Consider the following 19,838-nt stretch of genomic DNA (forward strand, 5'->3'; position numbering starts at 1 on the left):
CTTTCCCGTTAACTTTCAGATAGAAGCCCATATCGATGCCCGACTCACAACTGAACCCGATCAAGGTCCGTCGCGCGCTGATCAGCGTGTCCGACAAAACCGGAATCGTCGAATTCGCCCAGGGTCTGAGCGCCCAAGGCGTTGAGATTCTCTCCACCGGCGGTACCTACAAGCTGCTGTGCGACAACAACGTCGCCGCCGTTGAGGTTTCCGACTACACCCAGTTCCCGGAGATGATGGACGGTCGGGTCAAGACCCTGCACCCGAAAGTCCACGGTGGCATCCTCGGTCGTCGCGGCCAGGACGACGCGGTGATGGAAGAGCACGGCATCAACCCGATCGATATGGTCGTGGTCAACCTGTACCCGTTCGAGCAGACCATCGCCCGTGACGACTGCACCCTACCGATGGCGATCGAAAACATCGATATCGGTGGTCCGACCATGGTTCGCTCGGCGGCCAAGAACAATGCCTTTGTGGCCATCGTGGTCAACGCCGAGTCCTACGACAGCGTACTGAGCGAGATGCAAGCCAACGACGGCCAGCTGGGCCAAACCACCCGCTTCGATCTGGCGGTACAGGCGTTCGAGCACACTGCGGCTTACGACGGCGCCATCGCCAACTACCTGGGTAACCGTCTGGATCACGACAGCGACACCCCGTCCGACTTCCCGCGCACCTTCAACACCCAGTTCATCAAAGCCCAAGAGATGCGCTACGGTGAGAACCCGCACCAGCGTGCGGCCTTCTACGTCGAGAAGAACCCGGCCGAGCCTTCGGTTTCCACCGCTCGTCAGCTGCAGGGTAAAGAGCTGTCGTTCAACAATGTTGCCGACACCGACGCGGCACTGGAGTGCGTTAAGCCGTTCCAGGAAGCGGCCTGTGTCATCGTCAAGCACGCCAACCCCTGCGGTGTGGCGATCGGCGACAACATCCTGGACGCCTACAACCTGGCTTACCAGACCGACCCGACCTCGGCCTTCGGCGGCATCATCGCCTTCAACCGTGAGCTGGACGAGACTACCGCCAAAGCGATCATCGACCGTCAGTTCGTCGAAGTGATCATCGCCCCGAGCGTGTCCCAGGCAGCCTCCGACGTGGTCAGCGCCAAGAAGAACGTTCGTCTGCTCGAGTGCGGCCAGTGGGACGCCGAGCGTGCCGCGTCGTTCGACTACAAGCGCGTCAACGGCGGCCTGCTGGTCCAGGACAACGACCTGGGCATGGTCAACGCCGACGAGCTCAAAGTGGTCACCGATCGTGCCCCGACCGAACAGGAACTGCGCGACCTGCTGTTTGCCTGGCAGGTGGGCAAGTACGTTAAGTCCAACGCCATCGTTTACGCCAAGAACGGCCAGACCATCGGTGTGGGTGCCGGCCAGATGAGCCGCGTATACAGCGCCAAGATCGCCGGTATCAAAGCCGCCGATGAAAACCTGGAAGTTCCCGGTTCGGTGATGGCATCCGATGCATTCTTCCCGTTCCGCGACGGTATCGACGCTGCGGCCAAGGCCGGTATCACTGCGGTGATCCAGCCGGGTGGTTCGATGCGTGATGACGAGGTGATTGCGGCGGCGAATGAAGCGGGTATCGCCATGGTCTTCACAGGAATGCGCCACTTCCGCCACTGATTGAGTTCAGGGCTGCTGCGCTCGATGAGGCGTCGTTAAAAATCCGCTCAGGCTGCTCATTTACTATTTGTAAACTGCGCGCCTTCGCGGATTTTTGCCTAACCTCACCTTCGCTCGCTACGCCCTGATTCCCAATTAGCGTTCTGTTCAAGTTTGGTTTGCGTCAAACAGAGAATTCTGAGGAAACAACATGAAAGTATTGGTATTGGGTAGTGGCGGCCGTGAGCACGCGCTGGCCTGGCAGGCAGCACGCGATGCGCGGGTTACCGAGGTGTTTGTGGCCCCGGGTAATGCCGGTAGCGCACTGGATGCCAAGGTCAGCAACGTCGCCATCGACGTGATGGATTTCGACGCCCAGATCGCGTTTGCCAAGGAAAACGCCATCGACCTGACGATCGTCGGCCCGGAAGCACCGCTGGTTGAGGGTGTGGTCGACAAGTTCCAGGCGGAAGGTCTGGCGATCTTCGGTCCCTCTGCCGGTGCGGCCCAGCTGGAAGGTTCCAAGGCATTTACCAAGGACTTCCTGGACCGCCAGCAGATCCCGACCGCCGAATACCAGAACTTTACCGAGGTCGAGCCGGCGCTGGCTTACCTGCGTGAGAAGGGTGCGCCGATCGTGGTTAAGGCCGACGGCCTGGCCGCTGGTAAGGGCGTTATCGTGGCGATGACCCTCGAAGAAGCCGAAACCGCGGTCGAGGACATGCTGTCCGGTAACGCCTTCGGCGACGCCGGTTGCCGTGTCGTCATCGAGGAGTTCCTCGATGGCGAAGAGGCCAGCTACATCGTCATGGTCGACGGCGACAATGTCCTGCCGATGGCCACCAGCCAAGACCACAAGCGCGCGCTGGACGGCGACCAGGGCCCCAACACAGGCGGCATGGGTGCTTACTCCCCGGCTCCGGTCGTCACCCCCGAGATCGATGCCCGGATCATGAACGAAGTGATCCTGCCGACTGTTCGCGGCATGGCCGCCGAAGGCAACAGCTACACCGGTTTCCTGTACGCTGGTCTGATGATCATGGCCGACGGCACCCCCAAGGTGATCGAGTACAACTGCCGCTTCGGTGATCCGGAAACCCAGCCGATCATGCTGCGTCTGAAGTCCTCCCTGGTTGAGCTTTGCGAAGCCGCACTGGCCAAGCAACTGGATCAAGCCTCTGCCGAGTGGGATCCCCGCCCGAGCGTCGGCGTGGTCTTGGCCGCCAATGGCTACCCGGCCAGCTACCCGAAAGGCGATGCGATCAGCCTGCCGGCAGAAACTGCCGAAGGCACCAAGGTCTTCCACGCCGGTACTGCCGACAAGGATGGTCAGGTCGTAACCGCCGGTGGCCGGGTGCTCTGCGCCACCGCACTGGGTGATACGGTCACCGATGCCCAGGCCCGTGCCTACGAGCTGGTCAAGCAGATCAGCTGGGAAGGGATGAGCTACCGCACCGACATCGCCTACCGTGCGATCGAGCGCGAAGCCAATAGCTGATTTCGATCGGCACCATCTGCGTAAAACGCATTTCAACAGGGGCCTTCGGGCCCCTGTTTCGTTAGCGACATCAAGCCGTTACAAATCTCGGTTATCACCTATCCTTACCGGTATTCCCATCTCGATCAGAGCCATTTGTTCTGATCTCTGAGGTCAACTGCTAGCAGGTAACCGAAGACGTTGAAGGACAGCAGCCCCATCAATCCGTCGCTATTATCGCTGGAGGAGATCGTACAAGCTTCGCCGGTGCCGACCTTTGTGCTCGATGCCCGACACCGGGTGGTACATTGGAATCGTGCCTGCGAGCAGATTCTCAAAGTCCCCGCCTCACGGATGCTCGGAACCTGCGATCAGTGGAAGCCGTTTTATCCCAGTGAACGACCGGTGATGGCCGACCTGGTGATCTCCGGCGACATCGAGAACCGCATCGGCGACTACTACGAGGGCAAGTATCGTCACTCCGCCATCGTTCCCGGCAGTTATGAAGCGGAGGATTTCTTCCCCGATATCGGCGATGGGGTTTGGCTCTATTTCAGCGCCTCGCCGATCCATGACGATAACGGCAAGGTTATCGGCGCGATCGAAACCCTGCAGGATACCACCCTCCGCAACAACGCAGTCCTGTCCGAGCAAAAGGCGTTGGCTAAATTGCGCCTGAGTCACGATCGGTTACGAACCGTGATCGAACATTTTCCGTTCGCCGTGGTGGTCTTCAATCAGAAAGCCGAGCTGATGCATTACAACAGCCGCTTCACCGCGCTGGTAGAGCTCCCGCCGGAGTTTGTCAGCCGTGATGGCGTCACCCTGGAGCAGATCTACCAACACAACCTGGAACGCGGCGAGTATGTCTCCGAGGAGACCTTGCACCAGGCCAAGGCCCTGATGGGTCACGTCAAGCAGCGCGAGACGATGTCGATGGAGCGAACCCGGCCAAACGGTATTGTGCTCGACATCCGCGGCACCCCAATCCCCGACGGCTATGTTATCTCGTTCACCGATATCACCGCCCGCAAGGGGATCGAACACCGAATCCAGCAGCTACTGCTCGAATTTCAGCTGATCTTCCAATACGCCCAGGTGGGTATCGCCCGGCTGCGTGACCGCAAGATCCTGACCTGCAACCCGAAGCTAGCCGAAATCCTCGGCTACAACACCCCCGATGACCTGATCGGTGAGTCGACCGAGATTCTCTATCCGGATCACCAAAGCTGGGTCGAAGACGGTAAACGGCTCTATCCCGAAGTTCAGCTCAGCCAGCGGATCGAACAGGAGGTAAGCTACCAGCGCAAAGACGGCTCCAGTGTCAACGTGATGCGGGCCGGGCAGCTGATCGAACATGGCGACAAGTTCGACTCTATCTGGACCTTCATGGACATCAGCGACCGTCTCGAAGCCGAAAGTGCCCTGGCGATGAAACACCAGGAGCTGCAATCCGTGCTCGATGCAGCCCATGAAGTCTCAGTCATCGCCACCACCGTCAAGGGCACTATTACCCTGTTCAACCGCGGCGCCGAACAGATGCTCGGTTACCGGGCCGACGAGGTGGTCGGTACCGAAACACCGATGCTGATCCATGTCGAAGAGGAGGTGAACAAACGCCGGCACGAACTGGAACAGGAGCTGGGCAAGCCTCTGACTCCGTTCGAAACCTTTGTTTATAAGGCCCGACTCGAAGGCGCCGAGACCCGCGACTGGCATTATGTCCGCAAGGACGGCCGCCGGCTGGCGGTCTCGCTGGTGGTCACTTCGGTGCGCTCTCCGGCTGGTGAGATCGTCGGTTATCTGGGGCTGGCGCGGGATATCACCGAACAACGCGAAGCGGAGGCAGCACTAATCCGCCTCAACAACGAACTGGAGCTAAGGGTCGCCGAGCGCACCGTCGACCTTGAGCAGGCACTGGAGAAGGTCAAACAGACCCAGACCGAACTGGCCAGGGCTGACCGGATGGCGGCTTTAGGCTCGTTGGTCGCCGGAGTATCCCACGAGCTCAACACCCCGATCGGCAACTGCGTCACCGTCTCCTCGACGCTGCTGGAGCAGACCCGCGAGATCAGTGCCAAGATCGATGCCGGCGAGCTTAAACGCTCGCAATTGGTGGAGTATCTGGAGTCGACCCTGCACGCCTGCGAACTGATGCTCAGCGGTACCCGTAAAGCCGAACGGCTGGTCGGGGAGTTCAAACAGGTGGCAACCGACCAGTCCGGCGAGCAGCGACGGCGGTTCGACCTGGAGACGGTCATCTCATCGCTGCTGGCGCTGTTCCTTCCGACCTTGCGCAAACGCGACGTGGAGCTCTCTGTGTCATTGGAGCCGGGCATCGAGATGGACAGCTACCCGGGCTTACTGGAGCAGGTGGTCAACAACCTGATCAACAATGCGATGCTGCACGGATTTGATGGCGAAGCCGGCAGTATTCTTATCAGCTGCGCACAGGCTGGGGATTCGGTTCGGATGGAGGTGGCCGACGACGGCAAGGGGATTGACGACGAAGAGGCCGAGCTGATCTTCAACCCCTTCTACACCACCAAGCTGGGCAGCGGCGGCTCCGGCCTGGGACTCAATATCGTCTACAACATCGTCACCGGGCCGCTGGGCGGAGAGATCGAGGTGCTCAGCCAGCCCGGCCAGGGCACCCGGATTCAACTACTGATCCCCACTATCGCCCCGCACACTGACAGCGAGGCAGGACAACCACCGCTTCAGATCCAACCCCAGCGCGATGCCTGAGCCGCCAGCCCAGGCCGTCAAGCAATCAGACTTTGAATTGTGCCAGGGTTCGCTTCAGTGAACTGGCCAGATCGGCCAACGCATTGGATGCCTGGGTATTCTGTTGCATCAACCCGGCCGACAGCTCCGCCTCGTTGCTGATCTGCTCGACATTGTCGTTGACCGTGGCAGAGACCTGCGCCTGCTGCTCGGCCATGGCCGCGATATCGTTGGTCAGATCATACAGCCCGCCGACCGAATCGGAGACACTCTGCATCTGCTCGTCGGAGCTGGCGATTCCCTCGATACTGGTCTGGGCAAAGCCGCAGACCTGCTCGATCACCTCGACCGCACCACCGACCTCGCCCTGCAAACGATCGATCTGACGCTGAATGTCCTCGGTCGATTGCTGGGTCTTGCCGGCCAGGGCGCGAACTTCGTCGGCCACCACCGCGAAACCACGACCGGATTCACCGGCTCGCGCAGCCTCAATCGCTGCATTCAGAGCGAGCAGGTTGGTCTGCTCGGCAATGCTCTTGATCACATCCAGGACCACCTCGATCTGCTGACTCTGACCGGCCACCCCGTTCACCACCTCGGAGGCGGTCTGCACCTGACCCACCAGGGTTTCGATATCGGTTTTGACCCGCGCGGATATGCAGCTGGCCTCACCGCTGGCTTGCCGGATCCGATCCACATGGACCAGGTTGTCCTGGATTCGCTCAGCCACCTGCTGCACCGTGCCGGCCATCTCGGACATCGCCTGCGAGACCTGGCTCAGCTGATGGTTTTGGCGCTCAACCGACTGGCTGGCCTGTCCGGTCACACCATGCATCTGATCGATATGCTCACTGGTTTCATCCGCTGCTAGGTTGGCTTCGGTCACCAGTTGCTGGGTTTTCTCGATAAATCGATTTACCGCCCGCCCCATATCGCCGATCTCGTCACGGCTTTCGGCGTCGATACGCTGAGTCAAATCCCCGTCGCCTTCGGCCAGATCGTTCAGCGCCCGGGTCAGGGTATCAATCTTGCGCAAGACTCGGGTAGCCAGAATCAGCATCAGCGCCACCACCAGCAGCACTCCAGAGATCAACAGCAACGAAGACACCTTGGATTCCAACGCAACCGCCGCTGCATCGATCGTCTTGCGGGTATCCTCTCCGGTGGCACGATTCTGAGCTTCGGCCAGCTGCAGCGACTGTTGCAGACTCTGCTGGGCCTGTTGGGCTTCGGACAAAATACTGCTTTGGGATTGCTCACGAATAGTGCGGGTCAGATCAGTGAAACGCTGCTTCAGCGCTGCCGATGCCTCAATCGCTTTCTTGTCGGAAACCGCCAGAATAAAGCGACCAATCACCGCCCCCTTGGGATTGATCTCCTGATCGATCAGGTAGAGTTCCGGATCCTTGGAGGCGGCATCGATAACCCGGTCCATAGAGCGCTTTCCCTGGCCACTGGCCAGCAGGCTCTTAACCTTGTCATCGCTGCGGTCCAGATAGCGGGTCAACGGCTTACCCTCGGCATCCTGGTAGATCGCGAAGACAACCTGCGGGTTACGCTGCAGATCGCGCACCAGTCGGGTCAAGGTCGGGCTGTCGCCATCCCAGATCGCATCCGGCGCAACCAGCGCCATCAGCTCGGCCATCGCATGGGCGCTCTGATGGCTAGATGCCACCAGATCATCACTGACCCGGGCCTGCTCCTGCGCCAGCTCCTCGGTCAGCGAACGATCCAATACCGCCCCGACCTGGTCGGCCAGCTGAGTCATGGTCTGTTGAACGCCCTGACTGCTCTGGGTCAGTCGTGCGGCCAGCTCCTGGCCACCGTCGTCCAGGGTCGTTACCACATCGTCGACCAGTCCGGAGACGCTCTGTTGGGTGACCCACAGGGTCGTCGTTGTCTGAATCACACAGATCACCACCACCGAAATCAAAACCGGCAACAACAGGCGGCTGGTAAAACCTTTGAGGAGATTGTTCATTATTCACACATCTTTCATAATAATTATTCTTTGGTCCAAGGACGGCAGCTGGACCGAACAACATAACGCTCAAATCTGCAAAAATTAACAACAGAGCGTAAAGATTTTTAAACAATTGATGCTAGCTTGCGCTGTATCAATCAAATCCAGAAGGCCACGCATGGATTCACCGCTGCGCGCCCCGGTCAAAATCATCGACAGCACCGGTCGCTTGAATGGACGATCTCGATACCAATCACTATCCCGCTCCCGGCGGCCATACCACTGCCTTTTCACACCGCATCGAACCTCAACCGCAGGACCTCTCAATCCATGCGTAAAAGCTGCCAGGATCAGCGAACAGCTGGCGTATCCGACTTCCGAAACCTCCCCCAAGGACACTTTGTAGGATAGAAAGACTCATGTTTGAGACAGCGGAACTCGGCCGAGCCCTGGCCAGCGAGGAATATAAAAAAGTCGTGCCTGAGCTGCGGCAGGAGCTGCTGGAAGTACAACGCCAACTGCTGGACAACGGCAGTTTCCAGGTGATCCTGATCTTCGCCGGTGTCGACGGGGCCGGTAAAAGCGAGATCGTCAACCTGCTCAACAGCTGGATGGACCCGCGCTGGCTGGTCACCCACGCTTACGGCCCTCCCTCGGACGAGGAGAGCGAGCGCCCCGAGTATTGGCGCTATTGGCGCGACCTGCCGCCAAAGGGACAGATCGGATTGCTGCTCAGCACCTGGTACTCGCGCCCGATCCTCGACTACGTCTATGGAGAGCACAACCTGGCCAAGTTTGATAAGCGCCTGGACCGTATTACCGGGATGGAAAAGGGGCTGGCCGACAACGGCGCCCTGATCCTCAAGTTCTGGCTGCACCTGGACAAAGAGTCGCAACAGACAAGGTTCAAGAAACTCGAACAGGATCCGCTCAATGCCTGGCGGGTTACCGACGAAGATTGGAAACACTGGGAGCTGTACGACGGCTTCATGCAGGCCGCCGAGCACACAATCCGAAAGACCAGCACCGGGGAAGCTACCTGGCATATCGTCGAAGGCGGTGACCTACGCTATAGCTCGGTGACCGTTGCCAAAACCCTGTGCGACAGTATCCGTAACCGGATCGAGCAACTTCAGCGCCAGGTCAAGCAGGGTGACACCCAGATAGCATCCAACCCCGACACTGCATCCGACGACGATATCGCCTTTGACAGGCAGCGTTGTCGGGAGGTTGTTCGCCCCGAAGTTGCCACTGTGCTATCGGCATTGAACAACCAGCTGAAGCTGAGCAAGGCGGATTACAACCAGCAACTGAGTAGCCTGCAGGGGGAGGTCAATCAACTGCAGCATCAGGCCCACGAGCGCAATATCTCAACGCTGCTGGTGTTCGAAGGCGCCGATGCCGCCGGTAAGGGAGGCGCCATTCGCCGGGTAATCAGCGCACTGGATGCCAAACACTACAAGGTCGTTCCCGTTGCCGCCCCCACCGATGAGGAGCGGGCCCAACACTACCTGTGGCGTTTTTGGCGCCACCTGCCACGGGCAGGTCGTCTCACCCTCTTCGATCGCAGCTGGTATGGGCGGGTGCTGGTGGAGCGGGTTGAAGGCTTCGCCTCGGAGCAGGAGTGGCGCCGCGCCTACCGTGAAATTAACGACTTCGAAGAGCAGTTGGCCGAGCACGATATTCTGGTGATCAAGTACTGGCTCCATATCACCCCGGAAGAACAACTGGCCCGTTTCGATGCCCGTGCCGAAACCCCGTATAAACAGTGGAAGCTAACCGACGAAGATTGGCGCAACCGCAACAAATGGGCCGACTACGAGCTGGCCGTCCATGATATGGTCGAGCGAACCAGTACCTCCCTGGCACCATGGACGCTGGTCGAGGCCAATGATAAACGCTACGCCCGAATCAAGGTGTTGAAGACCCTGCAGGACCGGTTGCAGCAGAAACTGACAACCGGCAGCTGAACCACTGGGTTCTGCGGGCCGATGCCCGGCTAGGGAGCCTAGCCCCAGGCTCTCTACTACGCTTATGGTAAGGTTACGTTTGTTACGGTTACGTTGCGCCACCCTGGCGAGCTTGATCAACCGCCGTCCGGCGCCCCGATTGAACGGAGATCTTCGGCATGACCCAACCGCGCAGTGAAACAACTCCGCTACTGACCCTGAACGATCCACCCCCTTTCACCCTGCTGAACCCCAGCTCCGATACCCCGCTACTGCTGATCTGCGATCACGCCTCCAATTTTATCCCCACCCGGATGCATAACCTGGGTTTGTCTCCCGCGCAGATGGAGGAGCATATCGCCTGGGATCGTGGTGCCGCCGATGTGGTTCAACTGATGTCCGACCGGCTCGGCTGCCGAGCGATGCTGGCCAACTACTCCCGCCTGCTGATCGACGTCAATCGCGACCCGGAGCTGGACGAGCCTGACCTGATCCCGGAACAGAGCGATGCTCAGCCTATCCCGGCTAATCAGAACTTATCACCGGAGCAACGACGCGAACGTAAACTGCGGATCTCGCAGCCCTACCACCAGGAGATCAGACGCCAGCTCAATGCACTGACCGCTTACACCCCTGCGCCGATGCTGTTTTCGATCCACACCTTTTCACCGACGATGCAGGCCTGCGATAAGCCGCGGCCTTGGCACGCCGGCATGCTGTGGAATCGGGACCCCCGCATCGCCAAACCGTTGATGGCGTTTCTGCGCCGCCACGAGCACCTGCTGATCGGCGACAACGAACCCTACTCGGGCCGAGACTTTGCCTACAGCATCGACCGTCATGGCCACGAACAGGGATTCCCCAACTGCGCCATCGAGATCCGCCAAGACCTGCTCCAGACCCATGAAGATTGTCTCTGGTGGGCGGACGCTCTGGCCGAAGGGCTGAGCGAAATTCTGGAACAGCCCTCGCTTCATCGGATACAGTTTTTCGACTAGGGAACCACAAGCCACAACGGACAGCTCCGCAGACGCGCGGTACGGCCTCTGCTGAACCGGCAACGGGAGACAGTTTATGAGCGCCAACAGCACCACGCAGGCCTTTACGTTGGGGATCGAGGAGGAGTACCTGCTGGTCGATCGCCAGACCCGCCAGCTCGCGTCCGATCCGCCTGAACAACTGTTTCGAGCCTGCGCCAAAGTGCTGCCGAAGATGGTCACCCACGAGTTTCTTCGGGCGCAGATCGAAGTCGGCACCAAGGTCTGCGGCAATATCGGCGAAGCCCGTGAGGAGCTGATCCGGTTACGCCAGACTGTGGCCGGAATCGCCGACCGCTACGGACTGGCAATCATCGCCGCTTCCAGTCACCCCAGCGCCTACTGGACCGATCAACAGCACACCCGGCTCGATCGCTACGACCTGCTGGCCGAAGATCTGGGAGCGGTGGTCCGCCGATTGCTGACCTGCGGCATGCATGTCCATGTCGGTATTCCCGACGATGACCAGCGTATCGACCTGATGAATCAGACTGTCTACTTCCTTCCCCACCTACTGGCACTTAGTACCTCGTCGCCGTTCTGGGGCGGTGACGACACCGGACTGAAATCTTACCGCCTGTCGGTGTTCAATGAACTGCCCCGCACCGGTCTACCTGACCGCTTCAGCTCCTGGTCCGACTACCAGCGTCACGTCAACGTACTGGTCGAAGCAGGATTGATCAAAGACGCATCGATGCTGTGGTGGGATATTCGTCCGTCGTGCCGCTTCCCCACGCTGGAGATGCGCGTCACCGACGTCTGTACCCGGCTGGAGGATGCGCTCTGTATCGCCGCCCTCTACCTGGCCACCCTGAAGATGCTCAATAACCTGCGCCAGAACAACCAGCGCTGGCGGGAGTACGCCCCGATGCTGATTCAGGAAAATCGCTGGCGGGCACAGCGTTACGGCATTGATAGCGGCCTGATCGATTTCCGGCTTGAAACTAAGGTTGATTTTGCCGAACTGGTGGAACAATGGATCGAACTGGTCGGTGAAGCGGCTGATCAATTAGGTTGCTCCGATGAGATCCGCCACGCCCGACAGATTATCCAGCAGGGTACCAGCGCCCACTGTCAGACCAGGACCTACCAGCAGGCCCGCGCCGAGGGTGCCGACCACCCGCAAGCCCTGGAGGCGGTGATCGACTGGCTGATCGAAGAGACGGTGCATTTCACCTGAATGGCTAGAAGCCACCATTTCGCACTGCAGCACAGCCGCTCCCCGACGCCACCTCTGTAAAATAGTTGTAAAAGAAAAAAGTTCTTTATTAACAGAGATATAAGCACTAAGTCACGAGATTGCCCAAAGCCTTTAAGACGATGTTCAACCTGCGCAAGATCTAATATTACTGATAGCTGAATCCGGTGGGATTCCCCCTAAGCAACAGACTATTTTTTTGGCCCAGCGCAGCCCACCAGAGCATCGACGGAAGGTACGTGACATGAGTATATTCGCGAATTACAAAACCCGTTATGAAGCCACTCAACACGAGGAGCTGAGCCTCCAGCAGTTCCTCGAACTCTGCAAAACCGACCCCAGCGTCTACGCCAGCGCCGCCGAGCGGATGCTGCAGGCGATCGGGGAGCCGGAACTGGTCGATACCGCCCGTGACCCACGGCTGTCACGGATCTTTTCCAACAAGCTGATCAAACGCTACCCCAACTTCGGCGAGTTCTACGGCATGGAGGAAGCGATCGAGCAGATCGTCTCCTACTTCAAGCATGCTGCCCAGGGCTTGGAAGAGAAGAAACAGATCCTCTATCTACTTGGCCCGGTCGGTGGCGGTAAATCCTCGCTGGCCGAACGGCTCAAGGAGTTGATGCAGCGCATTCCGTTCTACGCCATCCAGGGTTCGCCGATCAACGAATCACCGCTGGGACTGTTCAACCCGTCCGAAGACGGTGCCATCCTCGAAGAGGAGTACGGTATCCCGCGGCGCTATCTCAAAGGGGCCATGTCTCCTTGGGCGGTCAAGCGCCTGCACGAATTCGGCGGCGATCTGACCCAATTCAAGGTGGTCAAACTGTTCCCATCGATTCCGGATCAGATCGCCATCGCCAAGACCGAACCGGGCGATGAAAACAACCAGGATATCTCGTCGCTGGTTGGTAAGGTCGATATCCGGATGCTGGAGGAGTTCGCCCAGCATGACCCGGACGCCTACAGTTTCTCCGGTGGTCTCTGTAAAGCCAACCAGGGCATGATGGAGTTCGTCGAGATGTTCAAGGCGCCGATCAAGGTGCTGCACCCGCTGTTGACGGCAACCCAGGAGGGTAACTACAACAGCACCGAGGGGATGGGCTCGATCCCGTTCGAGGGCATCGTACTGGCCCACTCCAACGAGTCGGAATGGCAGGCATTCAAAAACAACAAGACCAACGAAGCCTTTATCGACCGGGTCTACATCGTCAAAGTGCCCTACTGTACTCGGGTGTCCGAAGAGATCCATATCTACGAAAAACTGCTCGAAAACAGTTCGCTGAGCAAAGCTCCCTGTGCGCCGGATACCCTGAAGATGCTGGCCCAGTTCACCGTGTTGTCACGGGTGATCGAGCCGGAAAACTCCAACGTATTCTCCAAGATGCGGGTCTACGACGGTGAAAACCTGAAGGACACCGATCCGAAAGCGAAGTCGATTCAGGAGTACAAAGACAACGCCGGGGTAAACGAGGGCATGGATGGTCTGTCGACCCGCTTTGCCTTCAAGATCCTGTCGAAGGTATTTAACTTCGACCCGTCGGAAGTGGCCGCCAACCCGGTCCACCTGCTGCACGTGCTCGAAAAAGAGGTGGAGCAGCAACAGTTCCCGCAGGAAGTGCAGGAGCGCTATATCCGCTTTATCAAGGAGTTCCTGGCACCAAAATATATCGAGTCTCTCGGCAAGGAGATTCAGACCGCCTATCTGGAATCCTATTCCGAATATGGCCAGAACATCTTTGACCGCTATGTCACCTACGCCGACTTCTGGATTCAGGATCAGGAGTATCGCGATCCGGAAACCGGCGACATCCTCGATCGCACCGCGATTAACGACGAGCTGGAAAAAATCGAGAAACCGGCCGGCATCAGCAACCCGAAAGATTTCCGCCACGAGATCGTCAACTTCGTACTGCGGGCCCGGGCCAACAATAACGGTAAAAACCCGGCCTGGCTCAGCTACGAGAAGATGCGAGCGGTGATCGAGAAGAAGATGTTCTCCAACACCGAAGACCTGTTGCCGGTGATCTCGTTCAACGCCAAAGCGTCCAGCGACGATCAGAAGAAACATGCCGAATTCGTCAAGCGAATGATCGAGCGAGGCTACACCGAGAAGCAGGTACGACTGTTGTCCGAGTGGTATATCCGGGTACGCAAGTCCCAGTAACCGGCCCCTGTTAACTATTCGGGTTAACAGCTTGATGCAGGGATGCATCAACATCGGCCGCAGACCAATGCGAGCCCAAAAATAAGAAAAAGTAAGACCAGCAGTTACTCGCAACTGCGCCAGTTTTTAACGGGCGACAGGGAGAATAGGCAGGAAACCTATTTCTCTGACAGGTTAATCGTCCGATTCATCCGCAGTGAGGGACGGGTATGAGCTATATCATCGACCGCCGCCTGAACGGAAAGAACAAGAGTTCGGTCAATCGTCAGCGCTTCCTGCGCCGCTACCGCAAGCATATCCGCCGTGCGGTATCGGAGTCGGTCAAACAGCGCTCGATCACCGACCTGGACAGCGGCTCTGAGATTACTATCCCGAAGGGAGATATCTCAGAGCCGGTGTTTCATCACGGCCCCGGCGGCGTCAACACCAGAATCCTGCCCGGCAACAAGGAGTTCGTACCCGGCGACCAGATCCAGCGCCCCCAGGGTGGCGGCGGGGGCGGCAGTGGGTCAGGCGCCTCCGACTCTGGCGAAGGCATGGACGACTTCACCTTCCAGATAAACCGAGACGAGTTTCTGGAGTACCTGTTCGAGGATCTCGAACTGCCCCACATGGTCAAAAAGCAGCTCCACGACAGTGGCGATTACAAGCTGACCCAGGCCGGTTTCACCAACGAGGGCACCCCGGAACGGCTTAATATCATCCGCTCGCTACGCAGCGCTCACGCTCGCCGAATAGCCCTTTCCGGCAGCACCCGACGCACGATCCGGCTACTCAAAGCCGAGCAGCAGCAATTGATCGAGCAGCCCGAAACCGACGAACGCAACCAGCGATTGGCCGAGATCGAGCAGGAGCTGAAAACCCTCAAGGGCAAACTCAGCAAGCTGCCGTTCCTGGACACCTTCGATCTCAAATACAACAACCTGATCCGCACCCCGATCCCCAGTTCCAAAGCGGTGATGTTCTGCGTAATGGACGTATCCGGATCGATGACTCAGAGCGTCAAGGACATCGCCAAGCGTTTCTTCCTGCTGCTGTATCTGTTCCTAAAGCGGGCTTACAAGCAGATCGATGTGGTGTTTATCCGTCATCACACTCAGGCCAAAGAGGTCGATGAAGAGGAGTTCTTCTACTCGCGCGAAACCGGCGGCACCATCGTCTCCAGCGCGATCGCGATGACCGCCGATGTAATCGCCGATCGCTATCCGCCCTCGCAATGGAATATCTACGTCGCCCAGGCCTCCGATGGTGACAACTGGGACGGTGACTCGGCCACCTGCCGCGAGCTGCTGGTCAACCGCATCATGCCGTTGGTGCAGTACTACTCCTACGTCGAAATCACCACCGGCGAACACCAGAACCTGTGGTACGAATACGAGAAGATCCGCAGCGAATTTCCCGACTTCTTCGCCATGGAGAATATCGAAAGCGCCGCCGATATCTATCCAGTCTTCCGGGAGCTGTTTGCCCGCCGCGAGGAACAAGGCGTATGAAGTTCTGGTCTGTATTGTTGCTACCGCTGTGGCTTCTAGCCGCCGGTTGCAGCGCAACGAGCGATACTACCGATTCGCTACCCAAGGAAGTCGTTCAATGCCCTGAACCACGCCCGACTCCGGGAGAGCCCGTCGCCTGTATGCAGATCTACGACCCGGTCTGCGCCCTGGGTGATGACGGACAATGGCGACACAGCGCCAATGCCTGCGAAGCTTGCGCTAATCCGGACAATATCGCCTATCTACCCCATCGCCAGACCCCCGAGTCCTGCCCCGCCCCATCAGGAAATTGAGTACGAGGTCAGCCATGAAGCGAAAACAACCGATCTCCACCGGCTCCGAATGGACCTTCGAACTGCTCGAACGCTACGACAGCGAGATCGCCAAGTCTGCGCAGAAGTTCGGACTCGACACCTATCCGAATCAGATCGAGGTGATCAGCTCGGAGCAGATGATGGACGCCTACAGCTCGGTCGGAATGCCGTTGAACTATCACCACTGGTCGTTCGGCAAGCAATTCGTCAGTACCCAGCAGAACTACCAGCGTGGCCATATGGGACTGGCCTACGAAATCGTGATCAACTCTTCTCCCTGTATCGCTTACCTGATGGAGGAAAACACCATGACGATGCAGGCGCTTGTCATCGCCCACGCCTGCTACGGCCATAACTCCTTCTTCAAGGGTAATTACCTGTTTCAAACCTGGACCAACGCCAGCGCCATCATCGATTACCTGCTGTTCGCCAAACATTACATCGCCAAATGCGAAGAGCGCCACGGGATCGAAGAGGTGGAGAAACTGCTCGACTCCTGCCACGCGCTGATGAATTACGGCGTCAACCGCTACAAGCGTCCGAGCCCAATCTCGGCCGAAGAGGAGAAGAAGCGCCAGGAGACACGTACCGAAATCCTTCAACAGCAAGTTAACGAACTCTGGGATACCATCCCCAAGTCGGCGGACGCCGATGATACCGTCGAGCGCCAAAAGCGCTTCCCCGCCGAACCCGAAGAGAATCTGCTCTATTTTCTGGAGAAGAACGCGCCGCTGCTGGAGCCCTGGCAACGGGAAGTGATCCGCATCGTGCGCAAGGTGGCGCAGTATTTCTATCCTCAGAAGCAGACCCAGGTGATGAACGAAGGCTGGGCCTGCTTCTGGCACTACACCCTATTGCACGACCTCTACGATCAAGGCCTGGTTACCGACGGCTTTATGATGGAGTTCCTCCACTCCCACTCTAGCGTGGTCTATCAGCCACCGTTCGACAGCCCCTACTTCAGCGGCATCAACCCCTACACGCTGGGTTACCATATGATGCAGGACCTGCGGCGGATCTGTGAAAAGCCCTCCGACGAAGATCGCGAATGGTTCCCGGAAATTGCCGGCTCCGACTGGCAGGAGACTCTGCAGGATGCGATGAACAACTATAAGGACGAGAGTTTTATCCAACAATTCCTGTCCCCCAACATGATGCGCGAGCTGCATCTGTTCAGTATTGTCGACGATGAGCGCGAGAAGAATTTGCTGGTGTCGGCGATTCACAACGAGAGCGGCTTTATCGAGATCCGTCGTAGCCTGGCCGAACAGTACAACCTGGGATCCCGTGAACCCAATATCCAGGTCTGGGATGTCAATGTGCGCGGCGATCGGGCGCTGACCCTGCGTCACTTCCAACACAACAACAAGCCGTTGGGTGATAGCACCGACGAGATGCTCAAGCACGTACACCGGCTGTGGGGCTTTGATGTCCATCTGGAATCACTGCGGGGTGACGAAGTGATGAAAACCTACCACTGCCCACCACCGGCACCATCCGACGCTGCTTGAGTAGACACCGGCCCAGCCAGGCTGCTCTACAAACCGGTTCGATCAGGATAAAATCGGCACCCTGTCAGGCTCCCAGATCGAGCCCGTTGTTACCCCAGTCTGTCTACGGCCAAGCCGACTTATGCCCGCACCCTTAAGCCTCGAAGCGCACTTTGAAGCATTGGACCAACTGCTCCAGCAGCATCGTCACCTGTGGCAGTTACGTACCTTTGAATGCACCGAACTGCCCTGGCCAGAACTACAGCCTTGGCTTGGCAGCCTTGATCACCAACAACGTCAGCAACTTCTCAACGACGAGACCGAGCGACGCGAAGCGCTGCGACCGTATATTGCCGAGATCGACGCTCTGGAGTCACTCTGCCGAATCGCCCCGTCGACTCCGTCGGATTTTGCCGCACCACCGGCCCGACTGGGTAACCATATTCCGGGACGCAAATGGCAGCAGATCCAGGCCTTCAACGCAGCTCTACGCGATAGCGGCCGCCCTTTCCTAGAATGGTGTGCCGGCAAAGGCCATCTGGGCAGATTGCTGGCCTTTCAGCGCCAGCGCCCGGTCACCAGTCTCGAACTGCAACCTCAGCTTTGCCAGCACGGCCAACAGCTGGCCGACAAGCAGAACCTGCCCTGTACGCTGCATGCAGTGGACGTGATGACCCCTAAAGCTTCAGCCCACCTGCAACCCGCAGCACAGCAGGCCGTCGCCCTGCACGCCTGCGGTCAACTACATATCCAGCTACTAGAACAGGTCGCGGAACATCAGCTTGAAGCGCTCAGCGTATCACCCTGCTGCTACCACCTGATCGAAGCCAGTCACTATCAACCATTGAGCAGCCTAGGCCAACGTACGAGCATGCGCCTATCACGCTACGACCTGGGGCTGTCAGTTCAGGAGACGGTCACCGCCGGTAGTCGCGAGCGTCGGTTGCGTCAACAGGAGTTGCGCTGGCGATTAGGCTTCGACCAATTACAGCGCCAACTACGCGGAGTCGACCAGTACCTCAACTGCCCAACCCTGCCCCGCTCGGTACTATCCGGCAGCTTTACCGACTTTTGCCGACAGTTAGCTGCACGTAAGCAACTGGTAATGCCTGATGGAATCGATTTTGATGCTTTCGAACAGCAGGGAGAAGAGCGGGTAGTCCTGGTAGAACAACTGGAGATCGTACGGCAACTATTCCGCCGTCCGCTGGAGATCTGGCTGGTATTGGATCGGGGACTATTCCTGCAACAGCAGGGTTACGATGTCAGCATTGAGACGTTTTGTGAGCGCCAACTGACTCCACGGAATCTGCTGATCCAAGCTCGAAGACGGGACTGAAGACCGGATACCGCTAAGGCCAGTGAAGAGCGAGGTGATAGCTTTGCTTCCGGCAGCCAAAGCTGGGTCTATTCTTTGAGTAATCCCACTCAAACCAACCCGGCTCGACGATCTGATATGTCTGCACAAAGTCAATTATTCTCCCGCTATGTAACCGACCTGCCGGCGGGCGAATTGAGCTGGATTGGTGTTCGCCCCAAACGGCGTGCCCCCATGAAGTCACTGCAGCATACCCGGGCCTTTGCAACGCTTGGCCTGGAAGGTGACCACCGAGTCGAAAAAACGCCCGGCAGTGCGCGCCAGGTCACCTTGATCAGCGAAGAATTTATCCAACAGATCAGCCACTTCTTGGGCGATCGTATAGTTCGACCTCAACAACTCAGGCGTAACCTGGTGGTCAAAAATATCAACCTCAACGCCCTGCGTTATCAAACCTTTAAAATCGGTGATGCGCTGTTTGAGGCCACTGCGCTCTGCCACCCCTGCAGTCGTATGGAACAGGAGCTGGGCGAAGGCAGTTTTGCCGCCATGCTAGGCCATGGCGGCTTATGCTGCAAAGTACTTCAGTCTGGAATCATTCGTCTGGGTGACGCCATCGAGTTGTGTCCAGCCAAAGCGCCCTCGACATAGGACAGCAGCCAACCTCCCCATACATGTCCGGCTTCCCGGCGCTTGGCAATAGGAGTACCCAGAACCGATAGGATTATGCGTATAAGGTGGGCAGAGCACTCACATGGGGGCAAAGCGCGTCTCGAGCATTGGCGCGCTTCGCACGAGGACACGGATGTCCGAGCGGACAAGGGTACAGGGCAGATCGTTTCTTACGTATCAGAGGCGCTTGGCGATGGAAGTCCTCAAATCGTAGATTTGAGTCGCGCCTCGGGAAAATGATCAGCCGCATTTTCTCTTTCCTCTGCGCCCTACTCTCACATGCTAGGGTGGTAGGTCAGAGCCGCTAAAACGAAAAAACCCCTAGCACAGCGTGCTAGGGGTTTCTCGTATTAGGCGCTTGGCGATGACCTACTCTCACATGGGGAAGCCCCACACTACCATCGGCGCTGATTCGTTTCACTGCTG

The 19,838-nt window shown here is 58.2% G+C and carries 13 protein-coding genes; 12 read left to right on the forward strand and 1 reads right to left on the reverse strand.

Annotated elements, in window-relative coordinates; all coding sequences use genetic code 11:
- Positions 1-35: 35 nt before the first annotated feature.
- From purH to DV711_RS13835, 3 genes are all read left to right on the forward strand, one after another.
- Positions 36-1,628 carry a bifunctional phosphoribosylaminoimidazolecarboxamide formyltransferase/IMP cyclohydrolase gene (gene purH, locus DV711_RS13825; RefSeq protein WP_114696285.1) on the forward strand — a complete coding sequence of 531 codons (1,593 nt, stop codon included), beginning with the start codon at positions 36-38 and terminating at the stop codon, positions 1,626-1,628.
- Between the two features lie 190 nt (positions 1,629-1,818).
- On the forward strand, positions 1,819-3,105 hold the full coding sequence (gene purD, locus DV711_RS13830) for a phosphoribosylamine--glycine ligase (RefSeq protein WP_114696286.1): 1,287 nt from the start codon (positions 1,819-1,821) through the stop codon (positions 3,103-3,105).
- A gap of 180 nt (positions 3,106-3,285) precedes the next feature.
- Entirely contained in the window at positions 3,286-5,832 is a 2,547-nt protein-coding gene (locus tag DV711_RS13835) for a PAS domain S-box protein (RefSeq protein ID WP_114696287.1), read from the forward strand.
- A 25-nt stretch (positions 5,833-5,857) separates the two neighbouring features.
- Here the strand turns inward: DV711_RS13835 and DV711_RS13840 are convergent, their stop codons facing one another.
- Positions 5,858-7,792, reverse strand: a complete 1,935-nt coding sequence (locus DV711_RS13840) for a methyl-accepting chemotaxis protein (RefSeq protein ID WP_114696288.1) — start codon at positions 7,790-7,792, stop codon at positions 5,858-5,860.
- 401 nt (positions 7,793-8,193) lie between these two features.
- Between DV711_RS13840 and pap the strand changes: the two genes are divergently transcribed.
- From pap to DV711_RS13880, 9 genes are all read left to right on the forward strand, one after another.
- Positions 8,194-9,744 (forward strand): polyphosphate:AMP phosphotransferase, encoded by a 1,551-nt coding sequence (gene pap, locus DV711_RS13845; RefSeq protein WP_114696289.1) that lies wholly within the window; start codon positions 8,194-8,196, stop codon positions 9,742-9,744.
- Positions 9,745-9,902: 158 nt separating this feature from the next.
- A complete protein-coding gene (locus DV711_RS13850) occupies positions 9,903-10,721 on the forward strand; it encodes an N-formylglutamate amidohydrolase (protein WP_114696290.1) in 819 nt (272 codons plus the stop codon).
- A gap of 76 nt (positions 10,722-10,797) precedes the next feature.
- On the forward strand, positions 10,798-11,940 hold the full coding sequence (locus DV711_RS13855) for a carboxylate-amine ligase (protein ID WP_114696291.1): 1,143 nt from the start codon (positions 10,798-10,800) through the stop codon (positions 11,938-11,940).
- A 262-nt stretch (positions 11,941-12,202) separates the two neighbouring features.
- Complete coding sequence (locus DV711_RS13860) at positions 12,203-14,125, forward strand: PrkA family serine protein kinase (protein ID WP_114696292.1); 1,923 nt, start codon at positions 12,203-12,205, stop codon at positions 14,123-14,125.
- A 209-nt stretch (positions 14,126-14,334) separates the two neighbouring features.
- Complete coding sequence (locus tag DV711_RS13865) at positions 14,335-15,618, forward strand: YeaH/YhbH family protein (RefSeq protein ID WP_114696293.1); 1,284 nt, start codon at positions 14,335-14,337, stop codon at positions 15,616-15,618.
- On the forward strand, positions 15,615-15,911 hold the full coding sequence (locus DV711_RS19385) for a hypothetical protein (protein ID WP_133297463.1): 297 nt from the start codon (positions 15,615-15,617) through the stop codon (positions 15,909-15,911). The genes DV711_RS13865 and DV711_RS19385 overlap by 4 nt, the downstream gene beginning before the upstream one ends.
- A gap of 14 nt (positions 15,912-15,925) precedes the next feature.
- Complete coding sequence (locus DV711_RS13870) at positions 15,926-17,443, forward strand: SpoVR family protein (protein WP_114696294.1); 1,518 nt, start codon at positions 15,926-15,928, stop codon at positions 17,441-17,443.
- Positions 17,444-17,564: 121 nt separating this feature from the next.
- Positions 17,565-18,761 carry a methyltransferase gene (locus DV711_RS13875; protein ID WP_114696295.1) on the forward strand — a complete coding sequence of 399 codons (1,197 nt, stop codon included), beginning with the start codon at positions 17,565-17,567 and terminating at the stop codon, positions 18,759-18,761.
- 117 nt (positions 18,762-18,878) lie between these two features.
- Positions 18,879-19,391 carry an MOSC domain-containing protein gene (locus DV711_RS13880; protein WP_114696296.1) on the forward strand — a complete coding sequence of 171 codons (513 nt, stop codon included), beginning with the start codon at positions 18,879-18,881 and terminating at the stop codon, positions 19,389-19,391.
- The last annotated feature ends 447 nt before the right edge of the window (positions 19,392-19,838 follow it).

This window comes from Motiliproteus coralliicola (genome assembly GCF_003345655.1).
Classification (GTDB): Bacteria; Pseudomonadota; Gammaproteobacteria; order Pseudomonadales; family Balneatricaceae; genus Motiliproteus; species Motiliproteus coralliicola.